This is a genomic window from Streptomyces griseiscabiei (genome assembly GCF_020010925.1).
Classification (GTDB): domain Bacteria; phylum Actinomycetota; class Actinomycetes; order Streptomycetales; family Streptomycetaceae; genus Streptomyces; species Streptomyces griseiscabiei.
In genome coordinates this window covers 2,477,273-2,500,429 of record NZ_JAGJBZ010000002.1, presented here as the reverse complement: position 1 = coordinate 2,500,429, position 23,157 = coordinate 2,477,273, and the positions used below count along the sequence as shown (strand labels likewise).

Genomic DNA, 23,157 nt, shown 5'->3' with positions numbered 1-23,157 from the left:
GCAGAGGGGCCTCGACGTCCCGGTCGCATCCTCAGGAAGCCGGCCGCTGAGCGCTTGACCGGCGACCAGATGCCCTCCCCCGGGTTCAGATCCGGAGCGTATGTAGGCAGCTGGAACACGGTGAGCCAGCCGGTGTTCGCCTCGATGAACTCCCGCAAGGGCACCGTGAGGTGAAGACGAACGTTGCCCCAGACCAGCACAATCGGACCGCCGAGCTGGATGCGGGCACGGACGATCCGTCACGGAAGTCCCGCCAGCCGAAGCCCTTCGGTTCATCCTTGCGGCCCCGGTACTCACGGATCCGGTAGATCGGTGGGGAGTGCTCGCCGGGTCTGTAGCAGGCCATGCCCGCCATAGACGCCCGTCCGGAGCCCCGTCCGCGAACCCGGACCACGGGCGTATGACCGACTCGCCCCCAGGTCCCGGCACGCGGCGGCGTCATCGACTGGCTCAGTCAGGATTTGCACGGGTGCGGCCTGTCGTCACCGTTCCGTCACAGCCATCGCCCCACGGAACCCAGCCGCTCTCCCGCCCTATCTGCACTCACGTACCAAGAACACACGTACCGCGGGGCGACAACCGACGACCGAAACCCGCGGACGAGACGACTCAGGGGGACGACAGCATGCGACACAGCAACGGCATTCGCAGGGCGGCTCTGGCGACGACGGCGGCCACGGCCGTCGCGGCGGCGGTGACCGGCGTCCTGCCCGGCACCGCCATGGCGGCGAGCACCGCCTCCACCCCGCCGCCCGCCTGCGCGGCCTCCGCCCTCCAGGTCAGCGCCCGGCAGGCCGCCCACCCGCCCGTCGGGACCGGGACCGGGGCGGCGGTCGTGCAGTTCACCAACGTCTCCAAGAAGACGTGCGTCCTGAAGGGCCATCCGACGGTCGCGGGCGCCGGCAACGGCTCCCCCTCCCGCAGCACCCCGCTCAAGGTCACCCCCACCGGCAAGGCGGCCACCGTGACGGTCCGGCCGCGCGGCAAGGCGTGGGTGAAGCTGACGTTCGTTCAGGTCCAGGGGGAGGGCGACGGCTACTGCGTGTCGGGCAAGAAGCCGTCGGCGTTTCCGACGATGGTCATCGGGCTGCCGCGCTCCGGGAAGCACCAGGTCGCCCTGAACGAGGGCATCTGGGCCGAGTGCGACAACAAGGTGACCGCCACCCCGGTCTCGGCGGTCAAGCCTTCCTGACCCCCCGTCCCCACACATTGCGCAGCCTGCATGACCATCGCAAGGCTCTGACCTGAACGTTGACGAGGGACTGCGCAGAAGTGATGGTCAGCGACTCAGTGCACCGAAGGCGCCCTGAGTCGCTGACCAGCGGTGGTCAAACTCCGATGGCGCAAACTCGCGTCCGCCGAAGCCCGATGGCGAACGGTCGAGATCAGCGGGTCGCGGAACGTCGGCGCGGCGAGGAGCGGCGGCCTTCCCGTCCGGACCGGCTGGTCGAGAAGGGCCTGAACCGTGCGAACTCGGTGGCCGTGCACCAAGGGCACTGCCGGCATTGTTGCAGTTCAGCGGGCGCGCCCGCGCGGCTTCAATGGCACCGGCGGTGGCTCGGGAGCGGGCAGCGGAGCGCCGTCGTACCCCTTCACCTCTCCGAAGCGGGTTCCTTCCATCCAGTCCTGACGGGCCTGTTCGATCTCGGCCTGGGACCGCCCGATCCAGTTCCAGTACTACTTCACCGAGTTCGTCACGACCGGCGCAGCCACGATGCCGATCACGACGAAGGGCAACATCCCGCAGAGCTGGCCGGCCGGAGTACGCCACACCCGGGGCGGCGACAAGCCGACCACGAAGACGTTCGCGGAGCTGAAGGCACTGCGGACGTTCAAGGAGACGGTGAACGCCCAACCGGGGCAGGGCAAGAAACCCCCCACCGACCTGCTCTTCGCCGTCTACGAGCCGGCCGTCAGCTACACCCCGCCGGCGGGGTGGACGCTGAGCGGGGCGATGGGCGGCAGCTGTTCATGCTCGCGCCGCGCTGGGAGAGCGCCTCGTGCCTGGCCAACTCCACCGGCGGCAGCAACCCGGCCAGGAAGGGCGCCGCCACGTTCAGCTACGTAACCCACCCTCACCCTGAGCGCCAAGGCAGGAGCCGATGAACGCACCGAGGCCCAGCACATCCGGCAGGCGTTCCTCGTTCCCGGGGACACCAAGCCGTACATGTCGGCGAAGAACGTGCCCGGACAGACGGCCAAGGATCCGCTGCACCGGACGGTGAGCGCCGCACGCATCGACAAGAACCGGGCGGCGGCGGTCAAGCAGTGCAAGCGGTACCGGGGCGCCAACTACACCGACGGCGGGAAGAAGGAGTGCGACGAGTACCCCTTCGCGAGCACCTACGAGCGGGCCGCGGAGAACTACTACGCCCCCGAGGTGACGAAGCTCAAATTCTCCGCGAAGCCGATCGCGAAGGACGACAACCAGGCGGGCGGCAGCATCCTGAAGAGCTTCTACGCCAAGAACCGCATCATCGACGGACTGGACGACGCCTTCATCGTGAAGATCACCGGCTGAACCGGACGCAGGCGTAGCGGCGGGCCGGACACCGGCCCGCCGCTACCGGCTGTTCAGGACGGCGCGGGCCAGAACTGCACGAGATAGCACTCGACACCGTGCCCGGTGCCCTCGCCCTCGGACAGAGCCGCGGCCGCAGCCCGGCCCGCGCAGCTGACCCGCACCCGCCACGGGCCACCCCCACCGGCCAGGACCACGACGTCGTCACTGCGGCCGGTGTGCATGGACCACACGGCGACCTCGCCGCTGGTGGATTCGAAGCCGTCTTCCGCCTGTTCGTCCCAGCCGGCCGGATCCTCCTGCGGAGCAGGCCCGTCCCACACCTCGACAGTGACGGCGGCGGTGTGGGTGTGCCCGCCGCTGGTGATGAACCGTAGTCAGGCGTGGAAGGCGGGCGCACGGACGCCAGGGGCCGTACAGGGGACTTGGGAGGCCAGGCCCGCGACCGGTGGTGCCCGACTGCCTACAGTGGTGGTCGAGGAGAAGGTGAGTGCGATGTCCCTTGCCCCCGACCCGACGAACCCCCCGGGGACCAGCCGCAGCACATCGGCGACGATCCAGCCGAACATCCTGCGCTGTCTCGTCACGGTCGCCGACGAGCGCGGCATCGATCTGCGGCCCCTGCTGGAACAGGTCGGGCTGGACGAGACGGTCATGCGTTCCGCCGCGCTGAGGGTGTCGTACCGGCAAGGCAGCGCGGTGATCCGGCGTGCTCTCGAGCTCACCCGGGATGAGCGCCTGGGGCTGAGGGTCGGAGCGGCACAGCACCTGACCGCGTGGGGGCTGCTCGGCTTCGCCCTGATGGCCGATGACACGCTGCGACACGCCATCGAGACGGGAGTGAAGTACCAGAACCTGTCCGGGGCGATGGTCGTGTGGTCGGCTGCTACGAGCGAGGAGGAGGACAAGGCCTTCGTGCTGCGTGCCGACCTCCCCGATCCGGCCATGGACCCGGCCGTGGCGTCCTTCCTGGGCGAGGAGGCGTTCGCCTCCGTGGTCACCCTGTCGCGGCTGGCCGTCGACCCGGCATTCGCGCCACGGGCACTGGAGTTCTCCTTTCCGCCACCTCGCCAACTCGACTTGTACGAAGCCCTGTTCCGCTGTCCGGTCCGATTCGGCGCCCCCACGAACCGGATGCTCATCGACGCCACGTGGGCCTGCACCCTGATGCCCGGCCGGGATCCGGTGGCATACGCGTCGACACTGGAGATGCTCGACGCGCAGATGGCTTCCCGCCGCGACCAGCAGGATCTGCTGGAGGTGATGGAGATCTCCGTCGCGCAGAACCTGCCGGTGATCCCCTCCTTCGCTGAACAGGCACGGCGGCACTCGACGAGCGAACGGACGCTGCGCCGCCGACTGGCCGACTGCGGCACGACGTACGAGGCTCTCGTCGAGGGAGTACGCCGGGAACGCGTCGAACAGCTTTTGCTCCGGCCGGAACTGACCCTGCGTGACATCGCCCGGCGGGCGGGATTCTCCGACGAGCGCGCGCTGCGCCGCGCGGTACGCCGCTGGCACGGTACCTCTCCGGTCCACCTGCGGGAGCAGATGCGTAGGGATCGCTCCTAGGACAGGGACCGGGTCCGAGGTCAGTGTGTGCGGATCCAGACCGTCTTCTCCCGGGTCCACTGGTCGAAGGCGTTGGTGGACTTCTCCACGCCGCCGAATCCGGACTGCTTCCAGCCGCCGAAGGGCGTGGTGATGTCGCCCTCGCTGTAGGCGTTCACGGAGATCACTCCGGCCTCGATGCCGCGTGCAAGCCGCAGCGCGGTGTCGAGGTCGCGGGTCCAGACCGAGGCGGCGAGCCCGTACTCGGTGGTGTTGGCCATCCGCACCGCCTCGTCTTCTGTGGTGAAGGTCTGGACGGTGACGACGGGCCCGAACAACTCCTTGGTGAGAACGTCGCTGCCGTCGGGGGCGCGGCTGATCACGGTGGGCGGGTAGTAGGCGCCCTGCGGAGGCAGACCGTGGGGCAGTCCCCCGGTGTGGACCTTGGCCCCGCCGGCCCGGGCGGCCTCCACGGCTCCCGCGACCCGGTCGAAGGCGGCACGGTCGATGAGCGGCCCCACCTGCGTGCGCGAGTCGGACGGGTCACCGATGACGAGTTCCCTGGCCGCGGCCGTGAACCGCTCCAGGACCTCCTCGGCGATACTGCGGTGGACCAGGACGCGGGAGCCGGCCGTGCAGTTCTGCCCCGTCGTCAGGAACGCGGCCTCGATCATGTTGTCGATCAGCTCGTCCCCGTAGGCGAGCGCGTCGGCCATCAGCACCTGAGGGCTTTTGCCGCCCATCTCCAGTGAGACGCGCTTGAAGTTGCTCTCTGCGGCTGCCGTGAGGATGCGGCGGCCGGTCGCCGTGGACCCGGTGAAGGAGAGCGCCCCCACGAGGGGGTCAAGGGCGAGGGCCGCCCCGGCTTCGGAACCGTACCCGGGCAGGACGGTGAGCACCCCGTCGGGCAGGCCGGCCTCGGCGGCGAGCGTGGCCAGGCGCAGGGCCGAACGCGGGGTTGCCTCGGCCGGCTTGATCAGCAGACAGTTGCCCGCGGCCAGGGCGGGTCCGACCTTCCACGCGGTCATGGCCAGCGGGTAGTTCCACGGCAGGATCGCCGCGACCACGCCGACCGGCTCGCGGCTCATGAGGCCCAGCCCGCGGGGCCCGCTCGGCGCGATCCGGCCGAAGACCTTGTCGGCCGCCTCGGCGAACCAGCGGATCGACTCGATCGCGCCCGGCACGTCGCCCGTACGGCACTCCGTGATCGGCTTGCCCGCGTCCTCGCTGTCCAGCCGGGCGAAGATCTCGGCGTCGCGTTCCATCAGGTCGGCCAGCCGCAGCAGCACCGCGGCGCGCTCCCGGACCGACAGCCGCGACCATACTCCGGCGGTGAAGACCTGCCGGGCCCGCTCGGCGGCCTTGGCGATGTCGTCGGCACTCGCGGCGGGCAGGGTGCTGATCGGCTCCCCGGTGGCGGGGTTGACGACACGCAGCGTCCGGTGCGTGCTCATGCTTCCTCCACCAGCTCCCAGCGGCCGTCGGTCTGGCGGGCCAGTCCACGGCGGCGTAGTTCTTCCAGATAGCTGGCCATGCCGCGATCACCGCGCTTGCGGAACAGCGGGAAGATCCTGGGCAGCAGGTTCGGTGCGAGCATCGCGAACCGCACCAGACGGGACTCACCGGTCCGGGGGTAGGCCTCCAGGCGGGGCTTGTCCAGCAGGCTCACCACGGCCGCGACGACGTCGGCGGGCCGCTGGGGCCGGTCCTGGAACTGCATGGAGTTGCCGCCGTCCACGGCCTCCTGACGCAGCATCCGGGTGTCGGTCGCCGACGGCAGCACCGAGCCGGCCAGGATTCCCTTGCTCCGCAGGTCGAGGCCGATTGCGAGCATCGCGCCGCGCAGCCCGAACTTGGAAGCCGTGTAGATCGGGGTCTCGCCCAGGGGGAAGATCCCGCCGAGGGAGACGGTGGTGACCACTCGGGCGTCCCGGGAAGCCATGAGAAGCGGAATGGCGATCCTGGTGGCAATCAGCGGGGACGTCAGGTTGAGAGTGATCTCCCGTTCGATGCTCTCGACGCTCCGCACGTCGAAGCGTTCCGCGCTGGTCATGCCGACGTTGTTGACGAGCACGTCGAGACGGCCGTAAGTATCGGCGACCAGGTCGAAGAGGCGCTCCATCTGGGCGCGGTCCATCAGATCGCAGCCGATGCCCGTGTGCCCGGCACCGGGCAGGTCGGCGGCGACCTTCTCGGCCCGGGCCTGGTCGATGTCGACGACGACGCAGCGGGCGCCGCCGGAGGCGAAGCGGTGGCACAGCGAACTGCCGATACCGCCCGCGCCGCCGGTCACCAGCATGACCTTGTCGGTGAAGTCGAACCTGCTCATACCGTGGCCTCCGCGCGTCGCGGGGACCGTACCTGCGGCGGCCGGCCCTCGGTCCGCCAGCCCATCTCGCGAGCGACCTTGCCCAGGTACTTCACGAAGGCCCCGCTGTCGACGTAACCGGTGTGGCGGGGCGACTCGACGAACTTCAGCCCGCCGGTCAGGTCCGGTCGGTCGGCACGGATCCTCTGGGTGAACCGCTCGGCGTTCGGCTGCCGGTGCCGCGCATCGTGGAGGTAGCCGGCGATCAACTGCGCCTGGGTGTCGAAGAGCTGGTACGCGCCGGAGTTGGTCTCGATGAAGCCGATGCCGAACAGGCCCTGGTGCTCGCGTGAGAACGACGACAGGTAGAGGTCGGGATGCTGCTCGTCGCCGAAGTACTGCTGCGCTATCGGCACTTTGTGGACGTAGCCCGTGGCCAGCAGGATGAGATCGAAGTCGTCGCTCGTGCCGTCGGTGAAATGCACGGTCCTGCCCTCGGCGCGGGCGATCCCGGGCCTGGCGGTGATGTCGCCGTGCTGGAGGTGGTGGATCAGCATCGAGTTGATGGCCGGGTGGGTCTCGAACAGCTTGTGGTCCGGCTTCGGCAGCCCCAGCCGCGTCGGATCGCCGTTGATGATCCGCAGTACGGCACCGAAGACGCGCTGCGCCAGCCACATCGGCAGATGCGGCCCGCTGCTGGCGATGGTGTCCACCGGTCGGCCGAACAGGTGCTTGGGGATGAACCAGTACCCGCGCCGCATGCTGATCACCGCGTGGTCCGCCGTCCGGGCAGCGTCGCACGCGATGTCGCACCCGGAGTTCCCCGCCCCCACGACCAGAACCCGCTTGCCCCGCAGCTCCTCCGCGCTGCGATAGCCGACGGTGTGCCGGACCTCCCCGCTGAACTCCCCCGGAAGTTCGGGGATGTTGGGGTGCCACTGCGAGCCCGTGCACACGACGATCTGTCCGTGCACGCTTGCCCGCCCGTCGGCCCGGGTGACCGTCCAGGTGCCGTCCACGTTCTTCTCGACGTCGGCGACCTCGACTCCGAACTCGATCCGGTCCGTCAGGCCGTAGGCATCGGCGAAGGACCGCAGGTACGACAGGATCTGCCGGTGCGGCGGATAGTCCGCGAAGTCCTCGGGCATCGGGAATCCGCCGAACCCCGACAGGGTCCTGCTGGAGATGAAATGGGCCGACTCGTACATCGGGCTGCCGGGATTGTCGATGTCCCAGATACCGCCGGGCCCGGTGTGCCGCTCAAGATGTGTGTACGGCAGATTCCGCTCCGCCAGAGCCCGCGCGACCGCCAGTCCGGCGGGTCCCGCCCCGATCACACACGTATCAAACTGGTTTTCCTTCACGAGCCTGCCTCCTCGTTCCTCCCGCTTCCAGGAGCGGGTGTTGGAGGCAACGTATTCACCCACTGTTCAGCGCGAACTGACCCACGCGGCCACAGACCGGACCTCAGCGGCCGTGCACTGGCGGCGTCGTGAGGCAGCACGGCGCCTGACTTGTTCGATCGACTTGTTCACAGGACTTGGTCTCTATGATGCGAACTTGGCTCACGTTCCCGCGGCCGAGCGCCGTCCTCAGCTGATCAAAGCGGCGATCACTTTCATGACGAGGGAAGGGGGCGCGGCCGGCAGCACTCGTGCCATCGCCGCTGATCATGGAGCAGCTCACGCAGGATCTGATCGCCCAGGTCGAGGCGGCCGCTCCGGCCGATGCCTGATTCGAGGAGACGGCCAGCGCGTTGGCCGCCGCTCTGTGGCGAACGGTGCATGAGCAGCCCGCCAGCCATCAGCTCCTCTCGGAGCTGACCATGTTCGCACTGCGCACCCCCGCAAACCGAGTCGCAGCGTGCGCTGGACAGAACGATCAAGGCACGAGAGGCGACGCCCTGAAACACGTCGCCCGCACAGGATCAACGAGGCAGCCATTTCCGCAGTTCAACGGGCCCTTCCTCGTGGCTTCAGAGGCGTCGGCGGCAGCTCGGGGGCTGGCAGTGGATCCCCGCTGTACCCCTTCACCTCGCCAAATCTTGTCCCTTCCATCCAGTCCCGACGGGCCTGTTCGATCTCGTCCTGGGACCGCCCGATCCAGTTCCAGAACATGATCAACTCCTCCTCGAACGGCTCTCCGCCGAGGAGCATGAGGGAGGCGGGGGCGTCGGTGCGCAGGGGGAGGTCCGTGCGGCCGCAGCCGAGGTAGAGCATGGAGCCGGGGAGGACGGGGACGCCGTCGACGTGGGCCTCGCCGGACATCGCGAGGACGGCGTACTCGAAGTCGGGTTCGAGCGGCAGTCGCAGGTCGGCGCCGGCGGACAGCGTCAGGTCGGCGCCGACGATCGGGGTGAAGGTCGTCCCGGGCGAGGTCGCGCCGTCCAGGGAGCCGAGGATGAGGGTGGCGCTCAGGCCGGCGGCCGTGACGACGGGCAGTTCCGCGTGGTGCTCGAAGCGCGGGTCGGTGTGCCGGTGGCTGTCCGGCAGCGCGACCCAGAGCTGGGCGCCGTGCAGGAAGCGGGCGTGGGACCGGGGGCTCTCCTCCGAGTGGCTGATGGCCCGTCCGGAGGTCATCAGGCCCAGTTCGCGCGGGCGGATCGTCTGCAGGCTGCCGGTGGAGTCGCGGTGCAGCACCTCGCCCTGGTGCAGCCAGCTGACCGTCTGCAGGCCCATGTGCGGGTGCGGCGGCACCTGCATACCGGGCTCGTCGGCGATGTCGTCGGGACCGTAGTGATCGACGAAGGCCCAGGCGCCGACCATCCGGCGGCCCAGGTTGGGCAGCAGGCGCCGTACCTCGGTGGACGCGCCGAGCTGGACCCGGCGAGGGCTGAGAAGTTCACGAACCGGCTCGGCCACCACGAAGCCCCGGCCGCCGCACACCGCGGGCACCGCCTCGCGATCAAGATTGCTCATGCCCCACAACCTAGCCCCGTCCGGCTCCCGCCGTCAGCCATCCCCTCACCGTCCCGCCCCCGTCACCGAGCGGGCCCACCCGGAGTCGGCCACCATGAAGTAGTGGAATATTCAACGGCCGGTGGGGGTTGTGGGCCGTCGAAGGAGGTCACCGGTGGACATCACGTACTACGACCACGGAACAGCCGCCGAGCGCTGGGAGCGTGCCCGGATGTTCTTCGACGCCAAGGACTACGCCGCCGCCGCACGCGTCCTCGGCCCGCTGGTCGAGGAGGTCCCGGAGCAGACCGGACCCCGGCTGCTGCTGGCCCGCGCCTACTACCACTCGGCCCAACTGCGGCGCGCCGAGGCCGAGTTGCGGGTCCTCGTCGAGCGGGATCCGGTGGAGCACTACGCGCGGCTGATGCTGGGGCGGACGCTGGAGCGGCAGGCCCGGCACGACGAGGCGGAGTCGCATCTGCGGATCGCCTCGGCGCTCGCGGGCGACTTCGAGGAGCGGCCGTAGGCGCCGCGGGGCGACCACGAAGGACGGAAAGAGGGGGCGCGCCCTTGTCGGGCGCGCCCCCTCGTCGCCGTCGCGCCTCCTGCGGAGGCCCGCGTCACCGCCGCCCCATGTCGGCGGCGCCCTACGTCACTTCGCCTCCGCCCGGCCGCCGTACGACCTCTTCCCACGCCGGTGCGCGATCTCGCCCAGGACGACGTCCACCGCGATGAACACCGCGAGCGGGATGCCGAGGAGCGGGACGAAGTAGCCGAGGACGGCGATGACCGCGAGGGCGGGGACCAGGATCTGGGGCGGTACGTGCTGCCAGGCGCCGCGCGGGATCGGGCGGCCGAAGGACGAGGCCCGGCCGCGCTGCCACCACATGCGGTAGCCCCAGAGGATCAGTACGACCAGGGAGCCCGCGAGGGCCATCAGCAGAAGCTGGTTGGCCAGGCCGAACAGGACACCGGTGTGGCCGTCGATGCCCCAGCGGGACAGCTTGGCGAGGACCGGGTAGTCGGCGAACCGGAGGGTGTCGGTGACCTCGGCGCTCGCCGGGTCCACGGCGACCGCGTCCTGCTTGGTGGGCCAGCTGCGCTGGACCTGCCGTACGACGTACGTGGAGGCCGCGTCGGCGGGCGGCACGATCTCCACCGGGTCGCCGAGGCCCTCGGCGCGCGCGGCGGCGAGGATCTTGTCGAGGTCGCCCTCCGCCGGTGCGGCCCCCTCCTCCGCCGTACCGCCGTCGTGTCCGCCGTGGTCGCCCGCGGCGGCCGAGATGGCCGGGGTGGCCTGGTGCAGTTCGGTGCGCAGGACCTCAATGTTGGCGCCCGCGTACGTCGACCAGGTCAGGCCCGTCGCCGAGAGGAAGAAGAACCCGGCGGCGGCCCAGACGCCGACCGTGCCGTGCAGACCGAGGGTGCGGCGGCGGCCGGTGGTGCCCCGCACCTTGCGCTGGGTACGGCGGCGGGCGAACCAGAGCACGAGACCGCCGGCCGAGATGACCCACAGCCAGCTGGCGGCGAGTTCGCTGTAGAGACGGCCGGTCTCGCCGAGGTGGAGGTTGGCGTGGAACTTGTCGATCCAGGTCCGCACCGGCAGCGCGCCGGTGGAGCCGTACTGCTCCAGCGCGCCGCGCACCTCCCCGGTGTACGGGTCGACGAACACGGCGAGCGTGTTGCCCTCGTCGATGCCCTCGACGCCCGTCAGCATCACCCGGGTCGTGGCGTCGTCCTCCGGCGAGGGGCGGACGGCGGCGATGGTGCCCTCGGGGTAGTCCAGGCGGGCGGCGGCGACCTGCTCGGAGATCGGCACCTTCTTGTCGCCGACCTCGGCGACGGTCGTCCGGTCCGCGTAGACGATCTTCTCGATCGAGAAGGAGGCCGCGTACAGCCCGCCGGTCAGGGCGGCGACCAGCAGGAACGGGGCGACGAGGACACCCGCGTAGAAGTGCAGCCGCAGGACGAGGGGCCGCAGGGAGGCCCAGCCCTTCGGGGCGCCGTCGGGCTTGGCGACGGGTTTCTGGGGCTCGTCCGTCTCGGTCGAGGGGGCGATGGTCATCGGCGGATGCTCCGGGAGGGATGCGGGGACGTCGTGGCGGTTCAGTAGTCGGAGCGGGCGCGCGTCGAGTTCCCGGCAGTTTGTGTGAACTGGGTCACACGGCGGAATGGGTGGCGACAGGCCGCACGAGAGCCGCCTCGCGTCGCGGGGGCACGGTTGGCATCCTGGCCCGATGGCTTCCGAACACCCGACGGCTTCTTCCTCCGCCGCTTCCGCACGTGAGCGTGCCGAGTCCCGCCCCCTGAGCGACCGGGTGGAGGAACTCCTCGCGCACGAGGGGCCGCTGCCGATCGTCGCCGCCGGCGACCCGGTGCTGCGCCGTACCGCCGAGCCCTTCGACGGCCAGCTGGACCCGGGGCTGCTGGCCCGCTTCGTCGCCGCCCTGCGCGCCACCATGCACGCGGCACCCGGCGTGGGCCTGGCCGCGCCCCAGGTCGGGGTGTCCCTGCGGATCGCGGTGATCGAGGATCCCGCGCCGGTGCCGGAGGAGATCCGGCTCGCCCGGGGCCGGGTGCCGCAGCCGTTCCGGGTCCTGGTCAATCCGGCGTACGAGGCCGTCGGGACCTTCCGCGACCCGTTCTACGAGGGCTGTCTGAGCGTGCCCGGCTGGCAGGCCGTGGTGTCCCGGTACGCCAAGGTGCGGCTGCGGGCGCTCGACGAGCACGGGCGGGCGGTGGACGAGGAGTTCTCGGGGTGGCCCGCCCGGATCGTCCAGCACGAGACGGACCACCTGAACGGGACGCTCTACCTCGACCACGCCGAGCTGCGCTCGCTCTCCTCGAACCAGGCGATGGCCGACCGCTGGAACGACCCGACCCCGGCCAGGGCCGCACGGGAGCTGGGCTTCCTGCTGCCCGACTAGGGCCCCGACCGGCACCCCGGCCGGTGCGGGCGGCGACCCGGTTCAGCCCCGGTACGCCTCCAGCAGCCGCAGCCAGATCTCGCTGATCGTCGGGTAGGAGGGCACAGCGTGCCAGAGGCGGCCGATCGGGACCTCTCCGGCGACGGCGACGGTGGCGGAGTGGATCAGCTCGCCGACGGCGGGGCCGACGAAGGTGACGCCGAGGAGGATCTCGCGGTCCAGGTCGACGATCATGCGGGCGCGGCCCCGGTAGCCGTCGGCGTACAGGCCCGCGCCGGCCACGGAGGAGAACTCCACGTCGACCGCGCGGACGCGGTGACCTGCCTGTTCGGCCTCGGCGAGGGAGAGGCCGACGGCGGCGGCCTCGGGGTCGGTGAAGACGACCTGGGGGACGGCGGCGTGGTCGGCGGTGGCCGCGTGCGTGCCCCAGGGGTCGCTCTCCAGGATCGGGACACCGGCCGCGCGGGCGGCGATGGCGGCCCCGGCGATCCGGGCCTGGTACTTGCCCTGGTGGGTGAGGAGCGCCCGGTGGTTGACGTCCCCGACCCCGTACAGCCAATCGCTCCCGGTCACCCGGAGGCTGTCGTCCACGGACAGCCAGGACCCTGATTCCAGGCCCACGGTGTCGAGGCCGATGTCGTCGGTGCGCGGGGCGCGGCCGGTGGCGAAGAGGATCTCGTCGGCCTCCAGCCGGTCGCCGGTGTCGGTGAGGGCCACCACGGTCCCGTTCTCCCGGGAGACGGCCGTCACGGACGTACCGGTGCGGACGTCCACGCCCGCCTCGACGAGCGCCTCGGCGACCAGTTCGCCCGCGAAGGGCTCCATGCGGGGCAGCAGGCCCTTGCCGCGGACGAGGAGGGTGACCTCGGAGCCGAGGGACCGCCAGGCGGTGGCCATCTCGACGGCGACGACACCGCCGCCGACGACGAGCAGCCGGCCGGGGACGGCCTGGGCGCTGGTGGCCTCGCGGCTGGTCCACGGCTCGACCCGGTCGAGCCCCGGCAGGTCGGGCAGGAGGGCGCGGCTGCCGGTGGAGACCACCACCGCGTGCCGGGCGGTGAGGGTGCGGCGTCCGCCGTCGGGGGCGTCCACGACCACCCGGCGCGCCCCGGCGAGGCGGCCGTGGCCGCGGTACAGGTCCGCCCCGATGCTGTCCAGCCAGCCGATCTGACCGTCGTCCTTCCAGTGGCCGGTCTCGTAGTCGCGGTGCGCGAGGACCGCGGCGGCGTCGAGCGGGCCCTCGACGAGGTGGCGCAGGCCGGGCACGCGCCGGGCGTCGGCGCGGGCGATCGCGGGGCGCAGCAGGGCCTTGCTGGGCATGCACGCCCAGTACGAGCACTCGCCGCCGACCAGCTCGCTCTCCACGATCGCGGTGGACAGTCCGGCCGCGCGGGTGCGGTCGGCGACGTTCTCCCCCACGGGTCCGGCACCGAGCACCACCACGTCGTACTCGGTCGTTGTGGCCTGCGCCGTGTCTTCGGTGTGTTCCGTATCCGTCATGGGGCCAGTCTGGTTGGTGGTGTGCGCCGTGGCCACACGGGTACGCGCGCGGAATAGGCCACCGCCGGCCGGCGTTGTGGAAAGCGGCTCGCCCGAGCACCGATACCAGGAAGAGGGATGCAGGCCATGAGCAGCACCGTGGAGCTCACCAAGGAGAACTTCGACCGGACGGTCACCGAGAACGAGTTCGTTCTCATCGACTTCTGGGCGTCGTGGTGCGGGCCGTGCCGGCAGTTCGCCCCGGTCTACGAGAAGGCCGCCGAGGACAACCCGGACCTGGTGTTCGGCAAGGTGGACACCGAGGCCCAGCCGGAGCTTGCGCAGGCGTTCGGTATCCAGTCGATCCCGACGCTGATGATCGTCCGTGACCAGGTCGCCGTGTTCGCGCAGCCGGGCGCGCTGCCCGAGGCCGCGCTGACCGATGTCATCGGACAGGCCCGCAAGCTGGACATGGACGAGGTCCGCAAGGCCGTCGCCGAGCAGCAGGCGCAGGTCGAGCAGAACGGCCGGTGAGCCGACGCCGCCGGGTCCGTCCCGCGTGCGGGCCGACCGCGCGCGGGACGACGCCGGCGGTCGGTGGCCGTCGTGGACGTCGGAATGTCGGCGGCGGCTCACCGGGCGCGGCGCCGTTCAGCTCGACTCGCGGTGGACGATCGTCGCGCCCAGCACATCGTGGGTCATGGGGACCGACGCGGGGTCGCGCACCACACGGTCGACCAGTTCCGCGAGGTGCCGGCCGGACGGCAGTTCCAGGTGGACGGTGCTGAGCCGGGGCCGCAGCAGCCGGCCGAGCATCAGGTCGTCGGCGCCGACCACGGCCGTCTCGTCGGGGACGCCGATGCCCTCGTCCTGCAGGGCCCGCATCACGAGCATCGCGTACTCGTCGTTGTACGCGAACACCGCGTCCAGGCCGAGGGAGCGCCAGTCGCGGGCGAGCCGGGCGGCAGCGGCCTCGTCGTAGGCGAGCGGGAGCTCCCTGACCGTGGCGTCCGTGCCCTGCACCGCGCGCCGGACGCCGGCCAGCCGGGGCTGGGAGAACACCCCGAAGCCGGGTTCCTCGGGCACGACGACACCGATGCGGCGCCGGCCGCGCTCGACGAGGTGCCGGCCGGCGCTGTGGCCGACGCCCGCGTGGTCCAGGATCAGCGCGTGGGCGCCCTCGACGGGTTCGGGGGTGAGGGTGACGACGGCCTTGGCGCCGGAGCGCTTGAGGACGGCGACGCCCTGCGGGCCGAGTCCGACCCCGGGCATGATCACCGCGACCGGGCGCAGTTCGGCCCAGGCGCGGGCGGCGTCGTCGCCGCGCAGACCGATGCCGCCGTGCTGCACGACCGTGTAGTCGAGGCGGCTGAGGGCCCATTGGATCTCGTTGATGAACTGGCTGTAGAGCGGGCCGATGGGCACGTTCGGGGTGGGCATCAGGACCAGGCGGCTGTGACCGGCGCGCAGGCTGCGGGCCGCCGCGTGGGGCACGTAGCCGAGTTCCTTGGCGGCCTCGTGGACCCGGCGGCGGGTGGGCTCGCTGATCCGGACCGCGCTGGTGTTGTTGAGGACGTAGCTGACCGTCGCGCGTGAGACACCCGCGAGTCGTGCCACATCGGCGCTCGTGGGCACGGATCGCTGCAGGGGCGAGGGCGGGGCGGGCTCTTTCGGTATCTGCACCATGAGGACGGCATCCTTGCAGAAGCGGTGAAGGTCGTTCCGGCCGGGGGACTACCGGCCTTACGGTGACTCGGGGTTCGGGTCACCGATCTTTGTGGCTGGGCAGTTTGGCGAATGTGTTCGAAATCTGTTCAACCCGGCGGCTTTTTCGCGCCATCTCCACCAAGGTGTGCCTTTGCCCTCCCGCTCCGGGGCGTTCCGGCTGTGTACGGCGCGGATCCGCTGGTCGGAAACGGCTGTCCGCACACGGCCACGCGGCCGGGCGAGGACGTGTGCCCCGTTCCGGGGACGATGAGGCCCGGAAGCTATGGCGTGAACTGTGTGTTCGATGTGGGTGTGGACCACCCGCCGGATGGCGGGCATCCACCGCCGTACGACGGTGTCCGCTCACCGTGCCGACGCGTTCATCATCGCGGTACGAGACGTTGGCACGCGGCGCGGTGCGCACAGAACCGTGGCCGCGGTACCGCACGAGGAGAACCCATGACCATGACCCCGCCCCCCTTCGATCCGGAGCTCGCGGCCGCTCTGGAGGCGCTCAAGGACATGGTTCCGCGCTCGCTGACCCTGGACGACATCCCGGCGATGCGCCAGGGGCCGGGCATCTCGCTGCTGGCCCAGCTGGACCTGACCGTGGACGGGTTCTTCGAGGTCGAGGACCGGCTGGTGCCGGGGCCCGAGGGCGAGCCGGAGGTCTCGCTGCTCGTCTGCCGCCCGGCCGCCCCCGCGACGCCGGCGCCGCTGCCGGTGATCTACCACATCCACGGCGGCGGCATGATCGTCGGCAACAACCGGGTGGGCGTGGACGCGCCGCTGGCCTGGGCGAAGGAACTGGGCGCGGTCGTGGTGTCCGTGGAGTACCGGCTCGCTCCCGAGCATCCGCATCCGGCGCCCGTCGAGGACGTGTACGCCGGGCTGGTGTGGACGGCGGAGCACGCGGACGAGATCGGCGGTGACCCCGAGCGGATCGTGATCGCGGGCGCCAGCGCGGGTGGGGGCCTCGCCGCGGCGTTGGCGCTGCTCACCCGCGACCGGAAGGGGCCGCGGCCGATCGGGCAGATGCTGCTCTGCCCGATGCTGGACGACCGCAACGACACGCCCTCCTCGCATCAGATGGCGGGCCGGGGAGTGTGGGACCGGACGGCCAACGAGACCGGCTGGACGGCGCTGTTGGGGGCGCGGCGGGGCGGGGACGAGGTGTCCGAGTACGCGGCGGCGGCGCGGGCGGCCGATCTGACGGGGCTGCCTCCGGCGTTTCTCGACGTGGGGTCGGCGGAGACGTTCCGGGACGAGGTCGTGGCGTACGCGTCGCGGTTGTGGCAGGCGGGTGGGGTGGCCGAGCTGCATGTGTGGCCCGGTGGGTTCCATGGCTTCGACGGACTGGCGCCGCAGGCGGTGGTGTCCCGGGAGTGCCGGGAGGCGCATCTGCGGTGGATGCGGCGGTTGATCGGCGAGTAGCCCCGCCGGGGGCGCCGTAGTCGTCCGCGGGGCCGGTGGGGGTTCTCGCGCGGTTCCCCGCGCCTCTGAACAGCAGGGGCTGCGCCCCGTGCTTTTCGCCCCCGAAGGGCCGCAGGCCACTTTCAGGGGCGCGGGGAACCGCGCGGCCGGCCCCCACCGGGCCCGCGGGCGAACACCTGCTCCACCGGCGGAGCCATGACGCAAGATGGAGTGTATGAAAGAGCTCGCGGGGCGCCTGACCGCCGTGGACCCGGACGCCGGCGCGGCCGTACGGGTCATCGCGTACTTCGACACGCTGGCCGAGGCCCGGGTCGGTCTGGAGGCGCTGGTGCGGGGCGCGGCGGTCCTGGCCGGATGCCCCGCACGGCTCGTCGACACCGAGCGGCGCGTCCACGTACGGGTGGAGCCCGACGGGATGCGCCGGGACAGCGAGCTCCCGCCGGACCCGGCGTGGCCCTCCGCCGCGCTCGTCCCGGACGGCGTGCCCGCGCTGTGGCTGGAGCGGCCCGCCGGTGCCGGGCCGAGCGTGGTGGACGCGGTCATCCTGGAGCGGGCCGCCGGTGCCCTCCGGCTGGTGCTGGACCGGACCCGGGGCCGGGCGCCCGTCTCCCCCGGCGACGACCCGGCGCTCGTGGAGACCGTCCTCGACGCCACCGCCTCCGAGCGGGCCCGGCTGCACGCCGCCCGGCGCCTCGGCCTCGACGACCCCGCGATCCTGGTCCGCGCCGCCGCCCCGCTGGGCGGCAGACCCCGCGTGCTGCGCGTACGCGGGGAGCAGGGACCGGCAGCCGGGCGAGGCGAGGGTGGGCCCGAGGGTCGGCCCGGTGGTGCGGGCGGGTTCTCCGGTGGGCGGGTCGGGGTCGGGCCCGCGGTGCCCGTGCGCCGGCTGCCCGAGTCCTGGCACGACGCGCGGGTCGCGTTGCGGTTCACCGCCGAGGGCGGCGCACGGGATCCCGGTGAGCGGGTGGTGTACGCCGACGACCTCGGCGGGCTGGCCCTGCTCGCCGAGCTGATCGCCCCGGGGGCCGAACCACCGCCGGACGTACGGGACTTGGAGCGGGCGGCGGCCGACTCCCCGTGGATGCTCGCCACGCTCCACGCGGTCGCCTCGACGGCCAGCCTGCGGGCGGCGGCCGGCGACGTCAACGTCCACCACTCCACCCTCCAGGACCGTCTGACCCACGCGGAGGCCCTCCTCGGCTGGCCGGTCCGCACCCCCCGGGGCCGGCTGCGCCTCCATCTGGCCCTCACCATGCGGCACTTGGCCCGCGGCTGAGCGAGCGCGTCACTCACCCTGCCGCCACCACGAATCGCCGCGCCCGTCAGGCACGTTGTCCGCGCTGTACCGTCGCGCCCGCACGGACGTTACCGTTCGGTAGAAATCCTGCTTCCGGAGGTGTTCCGAATGGGTGTCGACCGTGCGCCGGGTCTCGTGGAGTGCGCTCGCGCGCTGGCCGCGGGGGAGGTGACGTCGCGGGCGCTCGTGGAGGCGACGCTCGCCCGGATCGACGCGAGCCAGGGCACGGTGAACGCGTTCCGGCTGGTCCGGGCCGAGGCGGCGCTCGTGGAGGCGGACGCGGCGGACAAGGAACTGGCGGAGGGCGGGCGGCGGCCCCTGCTCGGTGTGCCGGTGGCCGTGAAGGACGACATGGACGTGGCGGGCGAACCGACCGCGTTCGGCTGCCAGGGGGAGTTCCCCTCGCTGCCGGAGGACGGCGAGGCCGTACGGCGGCTGCGGGCGGCCGGGGCGATCGTGGTCGGCAAGACCAACACCTGCGAGCTGGGGCAGTGGCCGTTCACGGAGGGGCCGGCCTTCGGCGCCACCCGGAATCCCTGGCACCCGGACCACACCCCCGGCGGTTCCTCCGGCGGATCGGCGGCGGCCGTCGCCGCGGGCCTGGTCCCGGCCGCGCTCGGCTCGGACGGCGCCGGGTCGGTCCGTATCCCGGCCTCCTGGACACATCTCATCGGCATCAAGCCCCAGCGCGGCCGGATCTCGACCTGGCCGCACGCGGAGTCCTTCCAGGGCATCACCGTCAACGGCACCCTCGCCCGCACGGTCGCCGACGCCGCCCTGCTGCTGGACGCGGCCAGCGGCAACCATGAGGGCGATCTGCACCGGCCGCTCGCCGTCAAGGCCTCCGAGGCGGTCGGCAGGGACCCGGGGCGGCTCAGGATCGCGCTGTCGCTGAAGCCGCCGTTCACCGCGCTGCCCGCCCGGCTCGACCCCCGCGTGGAGGAGCGGGTGCGGGCCGTGGCGGAGCGGCTCGCCGGGCTCGGGCACGCCGTGGAGGAGGCGGAGCCCAGATACGGGCGGATCGGGCTGACCTTCATCCCGCGCGCCACCGCCGGTATCGCCGAACGGGTCGGCGCCATCACCGAGCAGAGCCTCCTCGACCGCCGCACCCTCGACGCCGCCCGCCTCGGCCGGCTGCTCGGCGGGGCGCCCCTGCGGATGGCCCGCCGCGCGGAGGTCACCCTGCACCGGCGCATCGGCGCGCTCTTCGAGGGGTACGACGTGCTGCTCGCGCCGACGACCGCCGCTCCCCCGCCGCGTGTCGGCTCCATGCTGAACCTCGGCGGGCTCGGCACCGACCGCGCGATGATCGCGGCCTGCCCGTACGCCTGGCCGTGGAACGTGCTGGGCTGGCCCGGGGTGAACGTCCCCGCCGGGTTCGTGGACGACGGGCTGCCGGTGGGCGCGCAGTTGCTCGGCCCGGCGAACAGCGAGCCGCTTCTGCTGTCGCTGGCCGCGCAGTTGGAGGCGGACCAGCGCTGGCACGAGCTGTGGCCGCCGGAGCGCGCGACGGCGGATTCGCCCGCGGTGTGAGCGGGTTCGATGCCCGCGCCGTGCCCCGTAGGCTGTGACCATGGACGAAGCGTCGATGGTCGGGCTGATGGGACGGGTGACCGGTGCGGTCGGTCCCGGGCTCGTCGGCGAGGTGATCGTCCGGGTGCGGGGCGGCGCCGAGCACTTTCTCGCGTACCCCGCCTCCGCGAAGGACCGGATCGAACCGGGAACCCTCGTGATGGTGATCGAGTATCTGCCGCCGCGCACGGTCTATGTGTCGGCGGCGTACGACAGTTGACGGTCCGTCGGGTCCGTCGATCGCCGTGTGTCGGTCTTCCGCCACCGGTTGGCATCAGGACTGCAACAACGATCCCCCGGTACCTGTACCGCCGCCGGTCCACGCGGGACACTCCGGACGTTCGGTGCCGAAAGGGCACCAGGTCAAGGGGGGTGTGCCGATGTTCATCGGCATCATCGCGGGGGCGACCGCAGCGGTCGCCCTGGTACTGATCGCGCTGTTCAAGCTCATGTGGCGGGTCGCCGAGCCGAACGAGGCTCTGATCATCTCCGGCTCCAAGCACAAGATGGAGGGCCTGACGGAGGGCATGAACTTCCGTATCGTCACCGGGCGCGGCACTCTCGTGCTGCCCGGTATGCAGGCGGTGCGCAAGCTGTCGCTCGATCTGAACCAGACCGAACTGGCCGTGGAGTGCGTGACCTTCCAGGGCATCCCGCTGAAGATCCGGGGCGTGGTCATCTTCAAGGTGGGCGACGACTTCGTCTCCATCGCGAACGCGGCCCGCCGTTTCCTCGGCCAGCAGAAGCGGGTCTCGGAGCGGGTGCACAACGTGTTCGCCGGTCATCTCCGGTCCATCGTGGGCGGGTTGACGGTCGAGGACATGATCCGGGACCGCGAGAAGCTGACCGGCCAGACCCGGGCGGCGTGCGGTACGGAGATGGAGAAGCTGGGTCTGATCGTGGACTCGCTGCAGATCCACGAGATCGAGGACCCGACCGGTTACATCAAGAACATGGCCATGCCGCACGCGGCGGCCGTCCAGCGGGACGCCCGGATCGCGCAGGCCGAGGCCAACCGGCTCGCCACCGAGGCCGAGCAGCAGGCCGCGGCGCGCATGGCGGAGGCCACCCGGGACAGCGAGATCCTCCAGGCCGGCTACCAGGCCGAGCGGGACAACGCCTCGGCGAAGGCCAAGCAGGCCGGTCCGCTCGCCGAGGCCGCCGCCCTGCAGGAGGTCGTCGTCCAGGAGACCCGGGTCGCGGAGCTGGCGGCGGCCCGGCGTGAGCAGCAGCTGCAGGCGGACGTCCGCAAGCCCGCCGACGCCAAGGCCTACGAGAAACGGACGCTCGCCGAGGCGGAACGCGACGCCCGTATCTCCGCCGCGCAGGCCAAGGCCAAGGAGACCGAACTGGCGGCCGCGGCCGAGGCGACCGCGACGCAGGTGACCGGTGAGGCCGAGGCCGCCGCCCGGCAGGCCAAGGGGCTCGCCGCCGCCGAGGCCACGCGGGCGAAGGGGCTCGCCGAGGCCGAGGGCATCAAGGCACGGAGCGCCGCGCTGGCGGAGAACCAGGAGGCGGTGATCGCGCAGCAGTTGGCCGAGAGGTGGCCGGAGATCGTGCAGGCCGGCGCGTCCGCGTTCGGGAACGTCGACAACATGGTGCTGCTCAACGGGGCGGACGGAATGGCGGACATGTTCGCCAAGGCGCTCACGATGGGTGGGACCGGGTTGGGGCTGGCCCGGCAGTTGCTGTCGTCGATGAACCAGAACGGGGGGCCTGCCGGCGGCCCGGCGGGGGTCAACGGGGTGCCTGTGGAGAAGGCCGCCGTGGAGAAGGTGCAGGTCGACAAGGAGTAGGAGCGCCGTAGCCTCCACTGATCGACATGGACCCGCGCCCCTGACGGGGCGCGGGTCTCGGCAACGGCTAGCGTGAGCCCGTGACTTCCTTTGCCGAGCAGGATGTGCCGGGGCGCTACGGGCCCACCGCGACCACCGAGGCCGAGCCTCGTGATGTCGGGCGGGTGCGGACCGAGTACTCGCCCGCGCACGACGGGGACCCCGATCCCGGGGAGATCGTGTGGACCTGGGTGCCCTTCGAGGAGAACGACGGGCGGGGGAAGGACCGGCCCGTGCTCGTCGTGGCCCGGGAGGATCGGGGGACGCTGCTGGCCGTGCAGTTGTCCAGCAAGCGGCACGACGGGGACCGGGAGTGGGTGCCGATCGGGAGTGGGCCGTGGGATCGGTCGGGGCGGGATTCCTGGGTGGACGTGGACCGGGTGCTGCGGCTGCACGAGGCGGGGATGCGGCGGGAGGCGTGCGCGCTCGACCGGATGCGGTTCAACTCCGTGGTGCGGCGGTTGCGGGAGCGGTACGGGTGGCGATAGCGCCGTGCGCCGACCGCGGGTCGGTAGGGGCTGGTCGCGCAGTTCCCCGCGCCCCTAGAGGGGCGCGACTGCCGTGAACTCTCGTTCGAAGGCACTGCGGACCGCCTGGTCCTTGGTGCGGTCCAGGATGCCGAACACCACGTACGCGAACGCGCCCTCGAAGCGGCCGCCGTCCGTGAGCAGCGCGCGGAAGGCCGACGCCACCTGCGCCGGGTCGTTGCCGAAGACGCCGCATCCCCAGGCGCCCAGGACCAGGCGGCGGTAGCCGTGCGCCACGGCCGTCTCCAGGACGCGTTCGGCGCGGGTGGCGAGCGCCTGCGGGAGGTGCGGGACGCGCTCCGGTGTCGTACGGCGGACGACCGAGGCGTTCGGGGCCGGTGAGGTCAGGAAACCGACCGCGTACGGGGTGTCGAGGAGGGTGCCGCGGTCGTCCCGGAAGACGGGGACGGCGGGCGAGTGGATGACACGGTCCGTGTAGAACGGGTCGCGGTGGGTGCGGTGGTGTGCGTAGAAGGCGGGGGCCTCGCGGACGCAGGTGTAGAGCGCGGAGGCACGGCAGAGGGCCTCCTCCTGGGCCTGGGCGCCGTTCAGATAGCCGCCGCCGGGGTTGCGGGCGGAGGAGAAGCTCAGGACGGCCACGGCGGTGGGGTCGGCGGCCGTCAGCCGGCCGGCGGCCTCCAGACTGCTCTCGCCGGTGACCTCGACGGCCGCGCGGACGGGGCTGATCCGGGGGATCGGCACCGGGTCCGGGCCGTGGAGGCGGGTGCCGGCCCGTGCGGCGGCCACCTCGGCGGCGAGGGACACCTCGTGGCCGGCGGGGGCGCGATAGCGCCCGGCCGCGACGATGGCCTCGGTCTCGCGGGCGATTCCCCGCAGGCGTGCGCTCATCGCGGCGCCCCCGTGTCCGTCGCGCCTGGGTCCGTCGCCCCCGTGTCCGTCGCGCGCGGTTCCCGCGCGATCTCCCCCGTCGTGCTCATGGCCGCATCCTGGGTGATGCTGGTGAGTGTCCGCAACGGAGTTTCCCGTGTGAATGGCCCGGTACGGGTACGGGAAGAGGTGCCTGAAGTCCCTGGAAACAGAGATCGTCGAACCGCATCCGGTCCGCATTGCCACGATATGGCCCCTTGTGCGAAAGCGGCGC

General features: G+C 71.9%; 22 protein-coding genes and 3 pseudogenes. 13 read left to right on the top strand and 12 right to left on the bottom strand.

The window, feature by feature from the left end; all coding sequences use genetic code 11:
* Nucleotides 1–50 precede the first annotated feature (50 nt).
* Nucleotides 51–448 (bottom strand): annotated as a pseudogene (locus J8M51_RS46480) (transposase); the annotation flags it as partial.
* Nucleotides 449–625: 177 nt separating this feature from the next.
* On the opposite strand from J8M51_RS46480, the gene J8M51_RS28195 reads away from it, so the two are divergent.
* Nucleotides 626–1,192 (top strand): DUF4232 domain-containing protein, encoded by a 567-nt coding sequence (locus J8M51_RS28195; RefSeq protein WP_267299554.1) that lies wholly within the window; start codon nucleotides 626–628, stop codon nucleotides 1,190–1,192.
* Between the two features lie 323 nt (nucleotides 1,193–1,515).
* On the opposite strand, the pseudogene J8M51_RS28190 reads toward J8M51_RS28195, so the two are convergent.
* Together J8M51_RS28190 and J8M51_RS28185 are read right to left on the bottom strand one after the other, a co-directional pair.
* Nucleotides 1,516–1,677 (bottom strand): annotated as a pseudogene (locus J8M51_RS28190) (pirin family protein); the annotation flags it as partial.
* Nucleotides 1,678–1,836 carry a hypothetical protein gene (locus J8M51_RS28185; RefSeq protein WP_267299553.1) on the bottom strand — a complete coding sequence of 53 codons (159 nt, stop codon included), beginning with the start codon at nucleotides 1,834–1,836 and terminating at the stop codon, nucleotides 1,678–1,680.
* A 331-nt stretch (nucleotides 1,837–2,167) separates the two neighbouring features.
* Here J8M51_RS28185 and J8M51_RS28180 point away from each other — a divergent pair, with 331 nt between their 5' ends.
* Nucleotides 2,168–2,521: a NucA/NucB deoxyribonuclease domain-containing protein gene (locus J8M51_RS28180; protein WP_086754708.1), complete on the top strand. Its 354-nt coding sequence runs from the start codon at nucleotides 2,168–2,170 to the stop codon at nucleotides 2,519–2,521.
* Nucleotides 2,522–2,574: 53 nt separating this feature from the next.
* Here J8M51_RS28180 and J8M51_RS28175 read toward each other — a convergent pair whose 3' ends face one another.
* Nucleotides 2,575–2,844, bottom strand: a complete 270-nt coding sequence (locus J8M51_RS28175; protein ID WP_179202996.1) for a hypothetical protein — start codon at nucleotides 2,842–2,844, stop codon at nucleotides 2,575–2,577.
* Nucleotides 2,845–3,016: 172 nt separating this feature from the next.
* Between J8M51_RS28175 and J8M51_RS28170 the strand changes: the two genes are divergently transcribed.
* The gene (locus tag J8M51_RS28170; protein ID WP_086754713.1) at nucleotides 3,017–4,093 is read left to right on the top strand and encodes an AraC family transcriptional regulator; all 1,077 of its coding nucleotides are present in this window, start codon (nucleotides 3,017–3,019) and stop codon (nucleotides 4,091–4,093) included.
* A gap of 20 nt (nucleotides 4,094–4,113) precedes the next feature.
* Here the strand turns inward: J8M51_RS28170 and J8M51_RS28165 are convergent, their stop codons facing one another.
* The 3 genes from J8M51_RS28165 to J8M51_RS28155 are packed head-to-tail and all read right to left on the bottom strand — an operon-like array spanning nucleotide 4,114 to nucleotide 7,744.
* Nucleotides 4,114–5,526 (bottom strand): aldehyde dehydrogenase family protein, encoded by a 1,413-nt coding sequence (locus J8M51_RS28165; RefSeq protein ID WP_086754707.1) that lies wholly within the window; start codon nucleotides 5,524–5,526, stop codon nucleotides 4,114–4,116.
* A complete protein-coding gene (locus J8M51_RS28160) occupies nucleotides 5,523–6,401 on the bottom strand; it encodes an SDR family NAD(P)-dependent oxidoreductase (RefSeq protein WP_086754706.1) in 879 nt (292 codons plus the stop codon). The genes J8M51_RS28165 and J8M51_RS28160 overlap by 4 nt, the downstream gene beginning before the upstream one ends.
* On the bottom strand, nucleotides 6,398–7,744 hold the full coding sequence (locus J8M51_RS28155; protein WP_179202995.1) for a flavin-containing monooxygenase: 1,347 nt from the start codon (nucleotides 7,742–7,744) through the stop codon (nucleotides 6,398–6,400). The genes J8M51_RS28160 and J8M51_RS28155 overlap by 4 nt, the downstream gene beginning before the upstream one ends.
* A gap of 196 nt (nucleotides 7,745–7,940) precedes the next feature.
* Here J8M51_RS28155 and J8M51_RS28150 point away from each other — a divergent pair.
* Nucleotides 7,941–8,226, top strand: a pseudogene (locus tag J8M51_RS28150) (TetR/AcrR family transcriptional regulator); the annotation flags it as partial.
* Between the two features lie 106 nt (nucleotides 8,227–8,332).
* Here J8M51_RS28150 and J8M51_RS28145 read toward each other — a convergent pair.
* Nucleotides 8,333–9,298, bottom strand: a complete 966-nt coding sequence (locus J8M51_RS28145; RefSeq protein WP_086754704.1) for a pirin family protein — start codon at nucleotides 9,296–9,298, stop codon at nucleotides 8,333–8,335.
* A gap of 154 nt (nucleotides 9,299–9,452) precedes the next feature.
* Here J8M51_RS28145 and J8M51_RS28140 point away from each other — a divergent pair, with 154 nt between their 5' ends.
* On the top strand, nucleotides 9,453–9,803 hold the full coding sequence (locus J8M51_RS28140) for a tetratricopeptide repeat protein (protein WP_086754703.1): 351 nt from the start codon (nucleotides 9,453–9,455) through the stop codon (nucleotides 9,801–9,803).
* A gap of 126 nt (nucleotides 9,804–9,929) precedes the next feature.
* Here the strand turns inward: J8M51_RS28140 and J8M51_RS28135 are convergent, their stop codons facing one another.
* On the bottom strand, nucleotides 9,930–11,342 hold the full coding sequence (locus tag J8M51_RS28135) for a PepSY-associated TM helix domain-containing protein (RefSeq protein WP_086754702.1): 1,413 nt from the start codon (nucleotides 11,340–11,342) through the stop codon (nucleotides 9,930–9,932).
* 172 nt (nucleotides 11,343–11,514) lie between these two features.
* Between J8M51_RS28135 and J8M51_RS28130 the strand changes: the two genes are divergently transcribed.
* Complete coding sequence (locus J8M51_RS28130; RefSeq protein ID WP_086754701.1) at nucleotides 11,515–12,204, top strand: peptide deformylase; 690 nt, start codon at nucleotides 11,515–11,517, stop codon at nucleotides 12,202–12,204.
* A gap of 42 nt (nucleotides 12,205–12,246) precedes the next feature.
* Here J8M51_RS28130 and J8M51_RS28125 read toward each other — a convergent pair whose 3' ends face one another.
* Nucleotides 12,247–13,704: a dihydrolipoyl dehydrogenase family protein gene (locus J8M51_RS28125; protein ID WP_086754712.1), complete on the bottom strand. Its 1,458-nt coding sequence runs from the start codon at nucleotides 13,702–13,704 to the stop codon at nucleotides 12,247–12,249.
* 126 nt (nucleotides 13,705–13,830) lie between these two features.
* Here J8M51_RS28125 and trxA point away from each other — a divergent pair, with 126 nt between their 5' ends.
* The gene (gene trxA, locus J8M51_RS28120; RefSeq protein ID WP_086754711.1) at nucleotides 13,831–14,217 is read left to right on the top strand and encodes a thioredoxin; all 387 of its coding nucleotides are present in this window, start codon (nucleotides 13,831–13,833) and stop codon (nucleotides 14,215–14,217) included.
* Nucleotides 14,218–14,334: 117 nt separating this feature from the next.
* Here the strand turns inward: trxA and J8M51_RS28115 are convergent, their stop codons facing one another.
* Nucleotides 14,335–15,369, bottom strand: coding sequence for a LacI family DNA-binding transcriptional regulator (locus J8M51_RS28115; protein ID WP_086754700.1), 1,035 nt, complete (start codon nucleotides 15,367–15,369; stop codon nucleotides 14,335–14,337).
* A 480-nt stretch (nucleotides 15,370–15,849) separates the two neighbouring features.
* Here J8M51_RS28115 and J8M51_RS28110 point away from each other — a divergent pair, with 480 nt between their 5' ends.
* The 6 genes from J8M51_RS28110 to J8M51_RS28085 all read left to right on the top strand — a co-directional run bounded on the left by J8M51_RS28110 (nucleotide 15,850) and on the right by J8M51_RS28085 (nucleotide 22,016).
* On the top strand, nucleotides 15,850–16,824 hold the full coding sequence (locus J8M51_RS28110) for an alpha/beta hydrolase (protein ID WP_086754699.1): 975 nt from the start codon (nucleotides 15,850–15,852) through the stop codon (nucleotides 16,822–16,824).
* A gap of 214 nt (nucleotides 16,825–17,038) precedes the next feature.
* Nucleotides 17,039–18,100: a helix-turn-helix domain-containing protein gene (locus J8M51_RS28105; protein ID WP_267299552.1), complete on the top strand. Its 1,062-nt coding sequence runs from the start codon at nucleotides 17,039–17,041 to the stop codon at nucleotides 18,098–18,100.
* A gap of 129 nt (nucleotides 18,101–18,229) precedes the next feature.
* Entirely contained in the window at nucleotides 18,230–19,654 is a 1,425-nt protein-coding gene (locus tag J8M51_RS28100; RefSeq protein ID WP_086754793.1) for an amidase, read from the top strand.
* 34 nt (nucleotides 19,655–19,688) lie between these two features.
* On the top strand, nucleotides 19,689–19,913 hold the full coding sequence (locus tag J8M51_RS28095) for a hypothetical protein (protein ID WP_055513823.1): 225 nt from the start codon (nucleotides 19,689–19,691) through the stop codon (nucleotides 19,911–19,913).
* Nucleotides 19,914–20,073: 160 nt separating this feature from the next.
* Nucleotides 20,074–21,489, top strand: a complete 1,416-nt coding sequence (locus J8M51_RS28090; RefSeq protein WP_086754794.1) for a flotillin family protein — start codon at nucleotides 20,074–20,076, stop codon at nucleotides 21,487–21,489.
* Between the two features lie 80 nt (nucleotides 21,490–21,569).
* Nucleotides 21,570–22,016 (top strand): type II toxin-antitoxin system PemK/MazF family toxin, encoded by a 447-nt coding sequence (locus J8M51_RS28085; protein WP_086754795.1) that lies wholly within the window; start codon nucleotides 21,570–21,572, stop codon nucleotides 22,014–22,016.
* A 54-nt stretch (nucleotides 22,017–22,070) separates the two neighbouring features.
* On the opposite strand, the gene J8M51_RS28080 is transcribed toward J8M51_RS28085, so the two are convergent.
* A complete protein-coding gene (locus tag J8M51_RS28080; protein WP_086754796.1) occupies nucleotides 22,071–22,904 on the bottom strand; it encodes a TIGR02452 family protein in 834 nt (277 codons plus the stop codon).
* Nucleotides 22,905–23,157 lie beyond the last annotated feature (253 nt).